Below are 14,784 nucleotides of genomic sequence, written 5' to 3'. Positions count from 1 at the left end.
CAGGTGGATCTCTGCGGGGGCGAAGCGGGGTGCTGAACCAGGTGGTGGGTGGCGGGCCGGGCGGCTTGGGGCACCGCCTTCAGCACTGTGAGAGCGCTCTCACAGAATGAATATGTGATATAGACATGTCAATGGTCTAGACACAAGTCGGCGCGGAGCTACGGGGCGATCGGGTGCACCCCGGCAACCCGTCCTGGATCGGCGCATTGACGCCCGCCCAGGCCACCTTGTGTGCGCGGCCGACCGGGAGGGCCGCGCACACCCCTAGTGACGGACCAGCCGGTCCGCCGAGCGTGAGGCGAAGAACAACAGCCCGGCCGCCAGCAGCGCCGCCACCCAGATCACATTCCCCGCGGCCCGCGCATCCGTCCCGTGCGCGAGCGCGGCGTTCAGGATGAATGTGAGGCCGCCGACCGCCACGAGCGGCCCTGCCGCGTACCACGCGATGAACAGGAACGGCCCGGGGCCGCCCACCGGCGAGCCGCCGCCGATGAACATCAGGCTGGTGCGGGCCGGCCCGCGGCACGCGCCGAACACCGCCGCCGCCGCGAACGGCACCGCGCACAGCGGCATCAGCAGCAGCGGCCACGGCGAGCCCGCCAGCGCGTACGGCACGGCTACGAGCAACCCCAGCAGCATGCCCAGCAGCGTCGGCACGATCGCGTGCATCAGCATCAGCGTCCGGAAGCGGAAGGGCGACCAGGCCGCGCGGCGGACGTCGTCCGTCTCCAGACGGGCCGGTTCGGCGAGCGCGCCGACCGCGAAGTAGCCGAACAGCAGCCCCACGACGAGGCCGATCACCAGCTTCTCGCCGCCGAGGCCCGCGCCGAGACCCGCCGTGGCCGCGGCGCAGGCCGCCCACGCCAGCGCCCGCCCCAGGCGTCCTGGGGCCCGTAGCAGCGCCAGCAGGTCGCGCCAGACCACCACCAGGTACTTGCTGCGCGGCGGCGGCAGCCGGAGCTGGCGCTTCGGCTCGTCACCGCCCGCCTCCATGACGGCCAGCTTGGCGGCCCGCAATTCCAGGGACCACACGCCGGAGGAGACCGCCGAGGCCGTCGCAGCGCGGCCACGCAGTTGGGCGGTCGGTACGTGCGCGGCGTCGCGGTAGCCGCACAGGACGGCCGCCGCGGCCGCGGCCACGAGCAGCACGACGGCGGCGGGCCAGCCAGGCGCCGATCCACCGGTCGCCGTCACCACCGGCTGCGCCGCCCAGCCCCACGGGCCGGACCACAGCTCGATCCACTCCAGCGGGGCCGACCGGTGCCCGGTTCCGGCGAGCGCCACCTGGCCCGCCGCCAGCGCCAGCAGCAGAGCGGCGGGCGCCGTCAACCGCCTGACCCGGCGGGACAGCTGTGGCCTGCGTTCCACCGCCATGCCGAGCCCGACCGCGAGCAGCGGCAGGCAGAGCGCCGCAGGCAGTACGGCGATCAGTGCGCCGCCGAACGACGCCAGGCTGATGACCCGCAGCACGACGGCCGCCGCGAGGGCTGCGAGCAGCCCGGGGACCAGCGCCAGCACCGCGGACAGCTGGAACCTCGGCCGCAGCACCGCGGCGCGGCGTACGGGCTGGGCGAGCAGCCAGCCGACGGACGGCCCGTCGACCACGACCGGTCCGCGCCACAGGGCGTCGCGCGCCGCGAAGACGGCGAGCCCGAGAGTCACGGTGACGAAGACGGCCGGCACGGTGTGCTGGATGTCCGCGCCGAGCCCGCTGTAATCGGCGCCGATCTTGAGCTCGCGGAGGAAGCGGACGACGTAGCCGCTGCCGTATCCGAGGACGACGAGGATCACGCAGTAGACCAGAACGGCCAGGTCCCGGCGGCGTTGGCGCAGGTGCGCACGGCGCTTGGCCCGCAGCCAGGTCAGCGTCTCGTCGGTACGGTCGTCGTCCTCCTCGGCCCAGACGCCCTCGGCCCAGACGCCCTCGTCCTCGGCGTCCACGGCGTCCGTACCGTCCGTGCTGCCGCCCGGCTCGTCATCGAGCGGGTCCGGGCGGGCGTCGTCGTGCACGGCCGGTCCGTCCGCCGAGCGGGCGTCCGCCGCCTTGCCGCGCACGCTCATGAGCGCACCCCGAGCTTCTTCAGCACCGCCGCCGGGGTGCCCCGTTCGATCACCCGGCCGTCCTCCAGCGCGATCATCCGGTCCGCGACCGCCTCGGCCAGCTCCGCTTGGTGCGTGGCGAGCAGCACGGCCACGCCGTCCTTCTTCTCGCCGATCAGCAGCTCCGCGAGGCGCTTGCGGGCGTCCGGGTCGAGCCGCTGTTCCGGCTCGTCGAGGACGAGCAGGTCACGGGGGCGTACGAGCGCGGCGGCCAGCAGCAGCGACTGCATCTGGCCGGAGGACAGCGAGCCGGGGAGTGCGTTCGCGTGGTCGGACAGCCGCCGGTCGGCGAGCACCTCGTCGATCCAGGCCGACGCGCCGTCCACCGCGTGCGCCACGGTGACCAGCTCCAGATGCTCGCGGACAGTGAGGTCCGGGTAGCAGGCGACGGTGTCGCCGACCACCGCGACCCTGGCCCGTACGACCGGGTCGTCCTCGGCGACGGTGCGGCCCGCGAAGAGCGCGCTGCCGCTGGTCGGCGCGTCCCGGCCGCTCGCGATGCGCAGCAGGGTGGATTTGCCGGATCCGTTGTGCCCGAACAGGGCGGTGCAGGTGCCCGCTGTCAGGTTGAGGTCGATCGGGTGCAGCGCCTGGCGGTCGCCGTAGCTGCGGCTGACTTTCCGCAGTCTCAGAAGCGCCTGTGCCCCGTCGTCTTTCGCGGCCATCGGCCCTCCGTGGACTGGGTGGATTTCCACCAAACCCTAGTCAACGCGGGCGAACGCTCGGTCGGCGCGGTCGGCGCGGTCGGGTGGCCGGTTCGGGGCGGGGTCGAGTCGCCCGTGCGGCGCGGCGTGAGGCCATCGGGCGGGCCGGACCCGCGTCGGAGCGCCGTCCCACTCGCCGCGGTCGTCCAGCTGTTCGGGGCGCCCCGAACGACCGTCCACGGGAACGCCGAAAAGACCGAGACCGCGCCCCGGCGTGACCATGCCCTGGCGTGACCGCGCCGAGTCGAGGACGCGCAGCGCACCCCACCGTCCGGTCAGTGCTCGATCGAGTCGATGAGCTCACGTGCGCCCTGGCGGAGCAGGGCGACGGCGACGGACGTGCCGAGGGTCGCCGGGTCGAGAGGGCCGGCCCACTCGTGGGCGTTGAGGACCCTCTTGCCGTCCGGGGTGAAGACCCGGGCGCGCAGCGACAGGCCGCCGCTGGGTTCGGCCTGGGCGTAACCGGCGATCGGACTGTTGCAGTGCCCTTGCAGGACGTGCAGGAACATCCGCTCGGCGGTGGCCTCCTTGAAGGTGTCGCGGTCGCCGAGACCGGAGACCGCGTCGATGACGTCGGTGTCGTCCTCGCGGCACTGCAGGGCGAGGATTCCGGCGCCGATGGGCGGGCACATGGTGTCCGCCGACAGAATCTCGGTGATGACGTCGGCGCGGCCGATGCGCTCCAGGCCGGAGACGGCCAGGAGCAGCGCGTCGGCGTCGCCCGCGGCGAGCTTCTCCAGGCGGCGGTTGGCGTTGCCGCGCATCGGCACGCACGCGAGGCGTGGGTGGGCGGAGGCGAGTTGGGCGGTGCGGCGTACGGAGGAGGTGCCGATGCAGGCGCCGGCCGGGAGCTGTTCGAGGGTGAGCCCGGCCGGGTGGACGAGGGCGTCGCGGATGTCGTCGCGCTTGAGGAAGGCGGCGAACGTCGTCCCGGCGGGCAGCGGCCGGTCGGCGGGGACGTCCTTGACGCAGTGCACCGCGAGGTCGGCGTCGCCGGCGAGCAGGGCGGCGTCGACCTCCTTGGTGAACGCGCCTTTGCCGCCGAGCTCGGCGAGGTCGCCCATCCAGCGGTCGCCGGAGGTGGTGACGGGCACGACCTCCGTCGTGATGCCGGGGTGCAGCGCGGCCAGTTCGGCGCGCACGCGCTCCACTTGGGCGAGCGCCATCGGGCTGGAACGGGAGACGATGCGGATCAGCTCAGGGACGGACATGGCCTCCACGATAGGGCGTCGGAGCCGCGCTTCCACCACCCGACTCGACTCACATCTCAGCGGTGTGGCAGGCAGGTTGGGGGCGTCGGGCAGGTGTGCGAGGAAGTCGTCGAGCCGCGGCCGGCGGTCGGCGAAGCCGCGTGTCCCGGCGTCTCCTTCAGCGGACTGGGCACCCTCGTCGGACGAGCCTGGGCGAACACTTCCGACCACGAGGCGGGCCGCGACGGAGCCGTAATCAGTCAGCCTGCGCCCTCGCTGGTGCCACAGCGGATGGATACGGCCGCGACGGGGGCAGGTCGCTTCGCGACCGCGTTGCACGACCCGCGAGGTGTTCCCGGTCCGAACACGCGGGGCGTCCCGTGTCGCGCCGGCCGTCCTGGTACGTCTCAGTAGGTCACAGATTGACCCGTTCACTTCAAGGCGCACAGGTTCGGCCCTCGGCTCGCTCATTTGTGCGGGCCATAGCGGTCCCTGGGGGAACAGTGAACTGGTACGTAGACGTCCTGAAGAAGTACGCGGAATTCAGCGGCCGGGCGCGCCGCACGGAATACTGGATGTTCGTCCTGGTGTCCTTCGGCGTCAGCGTCGTGCTGTCGATCGCCGACGCCCTCCTGGGCACCAGCCCGTTCATAGCGGCGCTGTACAGCCTCGCGGTGTTCATCCCCAACCTCGCCGTCGCCATACGCCGACTGCACGACACCAACCGTTCGGGCTGGTGGCTGCTCATCGGGCTGATCCCGTTCGCCGGCGCCATCGTCCTGTTGGTGTTCATGGCCAGCGAGGGCGAGCCCCAGGACAACGCCCACGGTGCGAACCCCAAGCAGGGTCTGGCCTACTGATCGTTCGCGCCCCGGCCGGGAGAACGTTCTCCGCCGGTCGGCGAACGCGGCATCCACGCGACTGCCCGTCAGCTTTGCCGGCGGGCAGTCGTCGTCATGACCCGCTCTCACCGGCCGGCGGCTCCCCTCAGCCGACCACCGCCGGCGACGTCCCCGACACCACAACCCTCCGCGGGCTGCCGCCCCCGTCCACGGGCACCGACCAGAGATCCGCGCCGAAGTCGCCGGGCAGCGCGTAGAGGAGTGTCCTCCCGTCCAGCCACAAAGCCTGGTCGTCGACGCTGGTCCGCTCGGCGAGCGCGGTCTCGGCGCCGGTGCGCAGGTCCAGGACGGTCAGCCGCCAGGGAGCGTCGGCCGGCCGGCCTAAGACGCGCTTCTTGAAGGCGACGCGGGTGCCGTCCGGGGAGAGCGAAGGGCATTCGGCGTTCTCATGGACGGTGCGCAGGGTGCGACGGGCCAGGTCGCCTTCGACCAGGTACGTGCGCCCGCCGGTAGCGAGGGTCGCGTAGAACGTGTTGTCGTCGGCCGCGAAGGTGACGCCCCAGAAGTTGTGGTCGGCGGCGCGGTGGCGGCGGCCGTCCTTGAAGACGGTGAAGGCTTCGAGGCTGGGGTGGAGCGTGCCGGTTCTGGTGTCGTAGACCGCGGTGCGGGTGGAGAAGGTGCCGCCCGCGTACGAATCGCCGCTCACGAAGACCGTCCAGGCGACGAGCCGTCCGCTGGGCGAGACCCGGGCCCTGGTGGGTACGCCGGGCACCGCGAAGTGGCGCACGGGCGTGAGCCGGGCGTCGAGTAGCACCGCCTCGTAGCGGGGCACCACGCCGCCCTTGGACCGCAGGCAGATACCGGTGCCGGCGGCGGCGTGGAAGCGCAGGCAGTCGCGCGGCCCGGTGGTGCGCGGTCCTGAGGCGGCGGCCAGCGGGACCGAGGCGATCCGGTCGCGGGCCGGGCCCCAGGCCAGGTTGCGGAAGAGCAGCCGGCCCGGTTCCCGTAGGGACACCGCGCCCGCACGGGTCGCCGGCGCGCCGGGCCTGGCCCGGTCCCGTTCGGTGGCGCGGTCGGCGGCCCGCGTGGTGTACAGCACGGCGGCCGTGCCCAGGAGGGCCGCGACGAGGACGAGGATGAGCAGCCGGACCCCGGCGCCAGAGGTCCGTCCGGTCTCAACTGCCATGGAGAGCACTCCTGTTCATTACGGTCACCGCGACCACGGCGACGGTCAGTCCCGCGCAGGCCGACGCCATCGCGCCGTCGGGCCCCAGATACATCCACCCCGCGCCGAAGAGCAGCGAGCCCGCGAACCGGGCGGCGGCCTGCGCGGTCTGCACCAGCGCCAGGCCGCTCGCCCGCAGCCGCCCGGGCAGCAGCGGACCGGCCGCGGCCATCAGCACGCCGTCGGTGGCTGCGTAGAACGCGCCGAGGAGCAGCAGCAGACCTACGGCCGGAACCACGCTGCCACCCTGGGGCAGGAGCAGCAGCAGATACGCGGCGAGCAGCGCGAGGTGTCCCGCGAGGAAGACCGCCCGGCGGCCCACCCGGTCGGCCAGCCGGCCGAGGGGGACCGCGAGCAGCAGGAACCCGGCCGCGGTGCCCACCGGCAGCAACGGGAAGTAGCCGACGGGCAGATCGAGACGGCGTTGCAGCAGGAGGTAGAGGAAGGAGTCGCTGACGGTGACCAGGCCCAGCAGCGCGGCGGCCAGGCACAGTCGGGGCAGGCCCGCGGTGCGGGCCAGGGTGCGCAGGGCTTCCGCGGCGCCCGGTCCTCGGCCGGTTCCTGGAGCGGTTCCCGGGCCGGTTCCTGGGCCGATTCCCGGGCGGGACATCGGCGTGCGGGACTCCTGGACGAAGAGCACGAGCAGCAGCACGCCGAGCGCGGCGGTGCAGCAGCTGACCACGAACACCGCGTCATAGGCGTCATGGGCGGCCCACAGCACCCCGAAGGCCGCGAGCGGGCCGAGCAGCGCGCCGGCGGTGTCCATCGCGCGGTGCACGCCGAACGCTCTGCCCTGTTCCTCTGGCGGGCTGGACAGCGAGATGAGCGCGTCGCGCGGCGGGGTGCGCAGGCCCTTGCCGGCGCGGTCGGCGGCGAGGACCGCGCCGACCGCCCACGGGGCCGCGGCGGCCAGCAGGGCGAGTTTGGTGACGGCGGACAGGGCGTAGCCGCTGCCCGCGACGAGTTTGCGGCGCTGCGTACGGTCGGCGACATGGGCGCCGGCCAGCCGGAACAGGGCGGTGGCGCCCTGGTAGAGGCCGTCGAGGGCGCCGAAGGCGAGCGGGGACATGCCGAGGCCGACGACGAGGTAGAGCGGCAGGACGGCGGTGACCATCTCCGCGGAGACATCCGTGACCAGGCTGACCGAGCCGAGGGCGACGACGTTCCCGGCGACGTGCCCGCGGAGCCGGGTGCTCCGGCGCACGCTCGCCGACGCGTCGGCGGTGCGGCTGGCTGACAGGTACACGGATGTCTCCTTCCGTTCTTCCCGGTCTGCCGGGCGTGCCGGGTCTTTCCGGTTCCTTCCGGGTCTTGCCGGTCCTCACCGCCTGGTGGTCAGAACCAGTTGACGGTCAGGGGGAAGGTGGTGCTCGCGCTCGCTTGGGCGCTGTCGGTGGCGGTGGCGGTGATCTGGAAGGTGCCGGTCTGCCAGGTCTTGCCGGTGATGCGTCCGGTGGTCGCGTCGATGGCCAGGCCGAAGGGGAGTCCGGCGGCGCTGTACTTCCGTGGCGGCGTACCGCCGGCAGCGGTGATCTGGACCGCGCAGGTCTGGTTGAACTTGCAGCTCTGCGGGCCCGGGTTCGCCACACTCAGCACACCGTCCGGCGGCTCCCCGCCGCCGGTGGAGAAGGCATCGGTGATGGGCGTCGCGGTCGCGGCGTTGCCCGCGTGGGCGGTTCCGTAGAGGTCCTCGAAGGTCCGCAGCAGGCTGTAGGTGTTGTAGGCGCCGGTGACCTTGCCCTGCTTGACGTTCGCGCCGGAGAAGACGGTGGCGATCTGGTTGGAGCCGAGGAAGTTGTCCTCGTCCCAGGTGACGACCAGCAGGCTGTTGTGGGTCTTGGCCCACTGGGCGTACGCGTCGAGGTTGTTCTTCAGCCAGGTGTCGCCGGTGTTGACGGCGCACGAGTGCATGTCATTGCACTGGTTCGGGACGACGAACGACAGCGACGGCAGTCGGGTGAAGTCCGCCGACGGGAACTGCGCCCAGGTCTTGCCGGTGTTGAGGGGCACGTTCTTGAAGGCGAACCAGGGATTGTGCTTCTGCGCGTACTGCCCGTTGGTGCACGCGGTGGAGCCCTCGCTCGGCAGGTCCTCGTTGTACGTCGCGAAGGTCTTGCCCGCGGCGATGAGTTCCTGGCCGAGGTTGGGCGCGGTCATCGACTGCGGGGTGTAGCAGCCGTCGCCGGTGATGCCCTGGGTGCCGCCGGAGAAGAGGTTGAAGTAGTTCGGCTGGCTGGGGTGGGTCAGTGCCTTCATCGCGGTGAGGCTGGCGCCGCCGGCCGCGAGCTGGTTGATGTAGGGGGCGTTGGTGCTGCCGATGATCTCGCCGTACTGCTTGTTCTCGAAGACGACGACGACCACGTGGTCGTAGGCGGGCAGTGCCGCGGTGGCGCGGGCCGCGCCGGCCGGGGAGTCCGCGCCGAAGGAGGCTGTGGCGGTCAGGGCGGTGATCAGGCTGAGCGCGCTGAGCAGTGCGGCGGCCGGTGTCCGCCATGTCCTGCCGCGGTGGGGTTTGCGTGGCCTGCGGGTGGAGTTGTGTTCGGCTCTGCGTGGCATGAGGTGGTTCCTCCTCTTGGTTCTTGGCCCTTGGTTCTTGGCCCTTCGGTTTGGCCCTTCGGTTTGGCTCCTGGGCTTGGCTATTCCTCGCGGCGCTATCCCTCGCGGCGGGCCGCGCCCGCCACGGTGAGGTTCACGAAGCGGGGCGCCGCTCGGCCCCGGGCCCGGAAGTCCTCGGTCACGGCGGTCCGGACGGCCGGCAGCCGGTCGTGCGGCATCAGCAGTACGGCGCTGCGGCCGGGCACGACGGCGGGCCACCAGGCGCGCCGGGCGCCCGCGCGCAGCGCGCGGTCCACCGCATGTCCGGCGTGGGCGGCGCGGCGCTCGCCCCGGGTGGCCAGCAGCACCAGGCGGTCCCCGGACTCGGCCGGGTCGAAGGACACGTACGTCTGGGTACGTTCCGTCAGTCGCAGCGCCGTGCCCGGTCTGGCGGACAGCACCCCCCTGCGCAGCGCGTCGCCGCCGCCGCGGGCCCCGGCCCGGACCAGGGCCGCCAGCCGGGCGTGGGACGGCCGGGGGGCGCCGCTCGCGGCGTGCAGATCGGCGACGGCGAGCGCCACCGCGCATGCCAGGGATTCTTCGCCAGCCAGCCCCGCCGCCGCGGGCAGCGCGGCCTGGACGTGCAGGTCGAGGCCGCCGCGCCCGTATCCCGCGTGGGCCATGGCCCGCAGCAGGGTGTGCACGCGCACGGCCCAGCCGGGCGGCGGCGGGTAGCGTCCGGTCAGCGGGAGTTCGCAGCCCTGGGCGGGATCCGCGGCCGAGCTGAGCCGCGCCGTGCCGTCGTCGCGCGGGGCGGCGGCCACCACCACGGACCAGTGGACGGCGGCGACCAGACGCGGCGAACCGAGGTGGAAGGTGTAGGGCGCGCTCCACACCGTGGCCGGCCTGCGGCCGTGGTCCGATTCGAGGGCGTACGCGGCCAGCCGGACCAGGGGCGCGACGGCCGGGCGGCGGGCGAGGTCCGGCACGGTCTCACCCCCGCTCTTTGCGGGCGATCAGCCGGTAGGCGTTGCCGCCGTCGTTGCCGCGGGCCGCCGCCGTCCGTAGGACGTCCAGGGCCGCGGCTGCGGCGTAGCACGGCAGCGCTACGGCCCGTACGGCGTGGCCGGCCGCGCGCCGGGCCGGAGTGAGTTCCGCCGGGGACCAGGGCGCGTGCGGGTCGGGGGCGAGCCGGTTGGCGGTGAGCGCGACGGCGCCGACGAAGTCATTGCCCTGGTGGGCGGCTCCGTTCTGCTGCGCGAGCACGGTGAAACCGCGCGCGTCCAGGGCCTGCCGGAGGTTGCCGGACGGAATGAGGTGCTGGTGCTGGGGCTGGAACCACGGCAGCCAGTGCGGGCCGATCAGGCGCGCCAGCCGGGATTCGGGGTCGGGGAGTTCGATGAGCAGATGGCCGCCCGGGGTGAGTGCCTTGGCGGCGGCGTCGAGCTCGGCGAAGGGGTCCCGGGTGTGCTCCAGGTAGTGGTACATGCTGATCGCGTCGTAGTGGCCGGTGAGAGCGTCGGCGAGGTCGGGGAACTGGCCCCGGTAGCCGGTCTGGACCCAGCCCCGGCGCTCGGCCTCGTGGATGGCCTCGCCCATGTCGAGGCCGTCGAAGCGGGTCTCGGGCCAGATGGTCCGTGCGCTGTTGCAGAAGTGACCGTGTCCGGTGCCGACGTCGAGCCAGGCGGTGGGCGTCGCGAAGGGTTTCAGCATCCGGGCGCGGTCGCGGTAGGAGCGGGAGAAGCGGCCGAATATCTCGCCGGTGCCGTCGCCGCCGAGGCCGTCGTAGAAGTCCCGGTAGTAGAAGTCGAGTCCGTCGAGGGACAGTCGGGGGTTCTGGAAGGTGTGCCCGCACGGTCCGCACTGTTCGAGGGTGAAGCGGCCGGGCTTGCCCTGGAGCAGGTCGGGAACGCGGACCCGGACGGTCAGTTCCGCTGATCCGCACCAGGGGCAGTCGGGCCGCCGGGCTTCGAAGAACCGGTCGGTGCCGTCCGCGAGTTCAGCGGCGTACGCGGTCCGCAGCTCCCCGGACCGCCGCGCCGCCGCTTCGCGGCTGCCGTTGAAACCGCCGCGGGCGGCGCGCAGGGAGCGCAGCGGGCGGGTGGCGGTGGCGCGGGCCAGGTCAGCGGGGCGCAGCGGGCTGCCGGGGCCGAGGACGAGGTAGGGCTGGAGCCAGTACAGGGCGGCGGCCGCCGCTCCCCACCGGCGGTTCCTGACGGCCGCCGCGCCGAGCAGCGCGAGCCCGCCGAGCTGGGCGGCGGACAGCAGGCCGGCGGGCAGGCCCTGGGCGCGCAGTTCTTCGGCGCGGTCGGTCAGGTCGTCGGGTCCGGGCGGTGCGCTGGTCAGACCGGGGGCGACCGCCACGCCGGTCGCGTCGGGGGCGTACTCCTTCAGCCGGCGGATGAGCCGGAACAACTCCTGGGGGTGCGGGCGGTCCTGCGGGTCGTCGAGTCCGGCGCGCTCGCGGACCTCGGCGGCGACGAGGACCGCGCAGCCCGCGCCGTACCCCTGGGCCGCCCGGTCCTCGCGGTAGGTGGCCGGGTCGAGGAGGCGGAGCAGGCCGAGGGCGCGTTCGGCGGCCAGGCCGACGGGGAGCAGGTCGAGCACCTGGAGCCGTTCGCGCTGTGCGTGGGCGACGGCGGCGCGCAGGGTGTCGTCGTCGGCATCGACACCCCGGGCGGTGATCAGGCACCAGCCGTGCGGAAGGATGCGCGTCTCCCCGCCGGGGCCGGGCGCGGGGGCGGGCGCGGACAGCACGGGAAGGCCGTGCAGCCGGTTCCGGGCGCGTACGGTCCCGGCCCCCAGCGCGGCGAGCGCGAGGGCGGCGGTCCAGGGGATGCCGCGATGACGGCGCGTGCGGCGCTGAGGGCGGGTCATATCAGCTTCTCCAAGCGGTCGGCCGCGGCGGCGGCTCCGCCGGCCGCGGTGAAGGACGTCTGGATGCGGCGGGCCGCCCGGCCGTAGGAGGGGTCGTCGAGGACGGCGGTGAGCGCGTCGCGCAGCTCGTCCGGGCGGGGGCGGCCGAACCGCACCCGGACCCCGGCCCCGGCGGCGGCGACCTGCCGGGCGACGATCGGCTGGTCGTCGCGGATCGGTGCGACGACCAGGGGCACCGCGTGCGCCAGAGCCTCGCAGACGGTGTTGTGGCCGCCGTGGCACACCACGGAGTCCAGTTGGGGCAGCAGTTGGAGCTGTGGGACGAAGTCCTGGCGCAGTACGTGGCCGGGGACCTCGCCGACCAGCGACGCGGGGGCGGCCACGATGAGTTGCACCCGGTCGGCCAGCTGCTCCGCCGCCGCCAGGACGGCGCGGTAGAAGCGGCTGCCCGCCTCGCGGTTGAGGGTGCCCAGCGAGACGAGTACCCGGCCGCGTACGGGGTCGAGCCGCTGCCAGGGGAAGTCGCACGCGGGCGGCCGGGCCCCGAGGGCGGGTCCGACGAAGGCGTAGTGCGGCGGATGCGGCTCGCCCTCCGGCGCGCCTACGAGGGCGGGGGTGGAGAAGACGAGGACGAGACGATCGGAGAAGCGCGGATCCCAGCCGCCGGGTGCGCCGTGCTCGGCGAGCAGCCCGGCGATCCGGCCGTCCACCCACTCCCCCACCTTGGGGAAACCCGCGAAGGGCTGGGTGAACTCGGCGGAGGTGGTCGCCGACGTCGCCCAGGGCAGGCCGTCGCTGCGGGCGGCCAGCGCCCCGGCGAAGGCCTGTTGGTCGACGACGAGCAGGTCCGGGGCGTAGGCGTCGGCCGCCGCCCGTACGCCGGGCAGCATCGCGTGGGCGAGCGGGATGAGCGCCTCGTCCCACAGGAAGCGCAGCGCCGCCACTCCCCGCAGATCGCGCCAGTGCTCGTGCAGGGCGCCGTACTGTCCGGAGCCGCCGGACGGGAAGACCCTGGCCCCTGTGGGCAGGAGGCCGTCCAGCGCCTCGGCGGGACCGGTCCAGGCGGTCTCGTGGCCGCGTGAGTTCAGTTCGGCGGCGACGGCGATCGTGGGGTTGACGTGTCCGGCGAACGGTGGGACGACGAAGAGAATCCTCATACGGCCGCCACCGCCCCGAGCCGTTCGAGCACCGCGTGGCGCAGCGCCTCGGTGCCTCCTTGCAGGACGTCGTGGCCCAGTCCGGGGAGAATCCGCACCGTGGCGTGGGGTGCGTGCCGGGCCAGTTCCCGTGCGCCGGGGAGCAGTTCGGAGTGCTCGCCGAAGACGGCCAGCACCGGCGTCTCCAGCCGGCCGTAGTCCTCGGGTGTGAAAGGCCGGCTCGCCGCGATGTCGTCGATCAGGGAGGTGCGGTTGAGCAGCGCGTCGGCGGTGGCGGCCAGCCGGGCGGCCTTGCGTCTGCGGAGCGTGGTGAGTTCGCTGTGCAGCGTGCCGTCCTCCAGGCCGAGCGCGGCCACCGAGAGGGTGTCGATCATGTTCGCGACCCAGTCGCCGCCGAGCGGGGGCTCGATCAGGACGAGTCCGGCGACGAGGTCCGGCCGGGCCAGCGCCGCGTGCAGGGCGAGGGTCCCGCCGTAGCTGTTCCCGATGAGGTGCACCGGATGCCCGTCGAGCCGGAGGGCGGCGAGCAGGGCGGCCAGATCGCGTACGGCGGTGCCCGGGTCGTAGCCGGTGCGGGGCCGCTCGGTGCGGCCGTGGCCGCGCAGGTCGTACAGGACGGCCTCGTGGCCGGCTCGCGCGACGGGGACCGCGAGGGTGCAGTAGAAGCTGGAGAGGTTGTCGACCACGAGACCGTGGAGGAAGACGACGGCGGGGCCCGCGCCGTGGCCGGGCAGCCGTTGGACGTGAAAGCGCAGGGAGTTGGCGGGGATCTCGGCCACGGCGCGGCTCAGGCGACCGAGGAGACGGCGGACGGGGAGGGAGGGCACGGGGACGCCGGGCGCGCGGCGATGTGGTCGACGAGATCGCCCACCGACATGGACAGGATCTCCTCCATGTCCTTGCCTGCCAGGAAGCCCATGAGGTCGACGGCCGTGCCGTAGCGCCGCTGCAACAGCTCGGCGAGTGCGACGAATTCGATGCTCTCCAGCACCAGGTCGTCGCTGAACGAGGTCGTCATGCCGATCTCGCCTTCGAGGAGCAGCTCGTCACCGACGACCTCCACGAGCATCCGGGTGATCTCGGCGAGGATGGTGTCAGATGCCATGGCTGGCCTCCCTGGGGGTCGGGGTGACGGCGGGGGTGGTGCGGGGCGTTGTCCAGGCGACGACGTGAATCGCGCCGTCCTCGCCGTCCTCGCCGCCCGCCCCGCTCGCGCCGGACAGGTCGTGGACCGTGGTGGTCCGTACGAGGTGGACGCGGCCCTCGGGCGAGGCGACCAGCAGTCCGCCGCCGGGGCTCGCGGCTGTCGCGGCGGTCGCGGACCACTGCTGCGGCCGGCCGCCCAGGCCGCTGCCCTCGGCCTTGGCCGCTGCCTCCTTGGCGCACCACATCGCGGTGAGCCACCGTGCCCGGTCCCGGGGGCCTTCCGCCAGCTCGTCGGCGAGGCGGCGCTCGGCGGCGCTCAGCGCGATGAGGTTCAGCGCGGCGGGGTCGCCGGTGACGGTCTCGACGTCGATGCCGACGGGCCCCGAGGGATGGACGAGGGCGACCGCGACCCGGTTCTTGTGGGCGATGGAGAGCTGGAGTCCGGCGGTCAGCGGTCCCCCGGGCCTGGGGCGGCCCCGGTCGTCGTTGCCGATGGTCACCTCCACCGGGAAGACGGGGCCCGCGCCGTGTTCCCACAGGTGCTGCCGCAGCGCGTCCTTGGCCGCGATCCGCCCGAGCAGCCACGGCGACCGGGTACGCGGCGTGCGCTGTTCGTACACCGCGCGTTCGGCGGCGCCCAGGTAGCGGCGCATCACCAGTTCCTGCGAGGCCGGGTCGCTCCAGCGGCGGCGGGCCAGGCACCAGCCGCCGGGCTGGGGTTCGCCGATTCCGCACACTTCCGGAGTGAATTTCATCGGCCACACCCTCTCGTCGGCGGCGAACCTGCGGTACGTCCATCCTTCGAGGCGGGCCCATACCGCGCCGTCCCCGGTGCGGAGTTCGACCTCGCCGCGTACGGATCCCGGCTGCACCGCAGTGATGCGCGCGGTGGCCCGCAGCAGCGCGCCCTCGTGCGGCGCCGGCCCGTACAGCCGGATCTCGCGCAGGGAGCTGGGGAACACCATCCGGTCGTCGGGCAGCCGCCGTTGCTTCCAGTGGCCGAGCAGC

Annotated in this window: 13 protein-coding genes; 1 reads left to right on the top strand and 12 read right to left on the bottom strand. The window is 73.6% G+C overall.

The window, feature by feature from the left end:
• Nucleotides 1–264 precede the first annotated feature (264 nt).
• The 3 genes from QMK28_RS27565 to hemC all read right to left on the bottom strand — a co-directional run bounded on the left by QMK28_RS27565 (nucleotide 265) and on the right by hemC (nucleotide 4,015).
• Nucleotides 265–2,061 carry a hypothetical protein gene (locus QMK28_RS27565; RefSeq protein WP_326442311.1) on the bottom strand — a complete coding sequence of 599 codons (1,797 nt, stop codon included), beginning with the start codon at nucleotides 2,059–2,061 and terminating at the stop codon, nucleotides 265–267.
• Entirely contained in the window at nucleotides 2,058–2,765 is a 708-nt protein-coding gene (locus tag QMK28_RS27560; RefSeq protein WP_326442310.1) for an ABC transporter ATP-binding protein, read from the bottom strand. The genes QMK28_RS27565 and QMK28_RS27560 overlap by 4 nt, the downstream gene beginning before the upstream one ends.
• Nucleotides 2,766–3,079: 314 nt before the next feature.
• Entirely contained in the window at nucleotides 3,080–4,015 is a 936-nt protein-coding gene (gene hemC, locus QMK28_RS27555) for a hydroxymethylbilane synthase (protein ID WP_326442309.1), read from the bottom strand.
• A gap of 482 nt (nucleotides 4,016–4,497) precedes the next feature.
• On the opposite strand from hemC, the gene QMK28_RS27550 reads away from it, so the two are divergent.
• The gene (locus QMK28_RS27550) at nucleotides 4,498–4,854 is read left to right on the top strand and encodes a DUF805 domain-containing protein (protein WP_326442308.1); all 357 of its coding nucleotides are present in this window, start codon (nucleotides 4,498–4,500) and stop codon (nucleotides 4,852–4,854) included.
• A 127-nt stretch (nucleotides 4,855–4,981) separates the two neighbouring features.
• Here QMK28_RS27550 and QMK28_RS27545 read toward each other — a convergent pair whose 3' ends face one another.
• The 9 genes from QMK28_RS27545 to QMK28_RS27505 form a co-directional block, all read right to left on the bottom strand.
• Entirely contained in the window at nucleotides 4,982–6,022 is a 1,041-nt protein-coding gene (locus QMK28_RS27545) for a TolB family protein (protein WP_326442307.1), read from the bottom strand.
• Complete coding sequence (locus QMK28_RS27540) at nucleotides 6,012–7,307, bottom strand: MFS transporter (RefSeq protein WP_443050842.1); 1,296 nt, start codon at nucleotides 7,305–7,307, stop codon at nucleotides 6,012–6,014. Before QMK28_RS27540 ends, QMK28_RS27545 begins: the two co-directional genes overlap by 11 nt.
• A gap of 89 nt (nucleotides 7,308–7,396) precedes the next feature.
• Complete coding sequence (locus tag QMK28_RS27535; RefSeq protein ID WP_326442306.1) at nucleotides 7,397–8,617, bottom strand: alkaline phosphatase family protein; 1,221 nt, start codon at nucleotides 8,615–8,617, stop codon at nucleotides 7,397–7,399.
• A 95-nt stretch (nucleotides 8,618–8,712) separates the two neighbouring features.
• Entirely contained in the window at nucleotides 8,713–9,585 is an 873-nt protein-coding gene (locus tag QMK28_RS27530; RefSeq protein ID WP_326442305.1) for a galactokinase, read from the bottom strand.
• A gap of 4 nt (nucleotides 9,586–9,589) precedes the next feature.
• Nucleotides 9,590–11,473, bottom strand: coding sequence for a class I SAM-dependent methyltransferase (locus QMK28_RS27525; protein ID WP_326442304.1), 1,884 nt, complete (start codon nucleotides 11,471–11,473; stop codon nucleotides 9,590–9,592).
• The gene (locus tag QMK28_RS27520; protein ID WP_326442303.1) at nucleotides 11,470–12,630 is read right to left on the bottom strand and encodes a glycosyltransferase; all 1,161 of its coding nucleotides are present in this window, start codon (nucleotides 12,628–12,630) and stop codon (nucleotides 11,470–11,472) included. Before QMK28_RS27520 ends, QMK28_RS27525 begins: the two co-directional genes overlap by 4 nt.
• The gene (locus QMK28_RS27515) at nucleotides 12,627–13,409 is read right to left on the bottom strand and encodes an alpha/beta fold hydrolase (RefSeq protein WP_326442302.1); all 783 of its coding nucleotides are present in this window, start codon (nucleotides 13,407–13,409) and stop codon (nucleotides 12,627–12,629) included. The genes QMK28_RS27520 and QMK28_RS27515 overlap by 4 nt, the downstream gene beginning before the upstream one ends.
• A gap of 8 nt (nucleotides 13,410–13,417) precedes the next feature.
• Entirely contained in the window at nucleotides 13,418–13,735 is a 318-nt protein-coding gene (locus QMK28_RS27510) for an acyl carrier protein (protein ID WP_326442301.1), read from the bottom strand.
• A partial coding sequence (locus QMK28_RS27505) for a 4'-phosphopantetheinyl transferase superfamily protein (RefSeq protein WP_326442300.1) occupies nucleotides 13,725–14,784 on the bottom strand: 1,060 nt, incomplete at its 5' end. The genes QMK28_RS27505 and QMK28_RS27510, both read right to left, overlap by 11 nt.

It is taken from the genome of Streptomyces sp. H27-D2, assembly GCF_035828615.1.
GTDB lineage: Bacteria > Actinomycetota > Actinomycetes > Streptomycetales > Streptomycetaceae > Streptomyces.
This window is presented reverse-complemented; position numbering and strand designations above follow the sequence as displayed.

Bases quoted from the DNA above. Each gene is read 5' to 3' on its own strand.
- QMK28_RS27565 (WP_326442311.1), bottom strand. From the start codon at position 2,061: ATGAGCGTGCGCGGCAAGGCGGCGGACGCCCGCTCGGCGGACGGACCG.
- QMK28_RS27560 (WP_326442310.1), bottom strand. From the start codon at position 2,765: ATGGCCGCGAAAGACGACGGGGCACAGGCGCTTCTGAGACTGCGGAAA.
- hemC (WP_326442309.1), bottom strand. From the start codon at position 4,015: ATGTCCGTCCCTGAGCTGATCCGCATCGTCTCCCGTTCCAGCCCGATG.
- QMK28_RS27545 (WP_326442307.1), bottom strand. From the start codon at position 6,022: ATGGCAGTTGAGACCGGACGGACCTCTGGCGCCGGGGTCCGGCTGCTC.
- QMK28_RS27535 (WP_326442306.1), bottom strand. From the start codon at position 8,617: ATGCCACGCAGAGCCGAACACAACTCCACCCGCAGGCCACGCAAACCC.
- QMK28_RS27525 (WP_326442304.1), bottom strand. From the start codon at position 11,473: ATGACCCGCCCTCAGCGCCGCACGCGCCGTCATCGCGGCATCCCCTGG.
- QMK28_RS27520 (WP_326442303.1), bottom strand. From the start codon at position 12,630: ATGAGGATTCTCTTCGTCGTCCCACCGTTCGCCGGACACGTCAACCCC.
- QMK28_RS27510 (WP_326442301.1), bottom strand. From the start codon at position 13,735: ATGGCATCTGACACCATCCTCGCCGAGATCACCCGGATGCTCGTGGAG.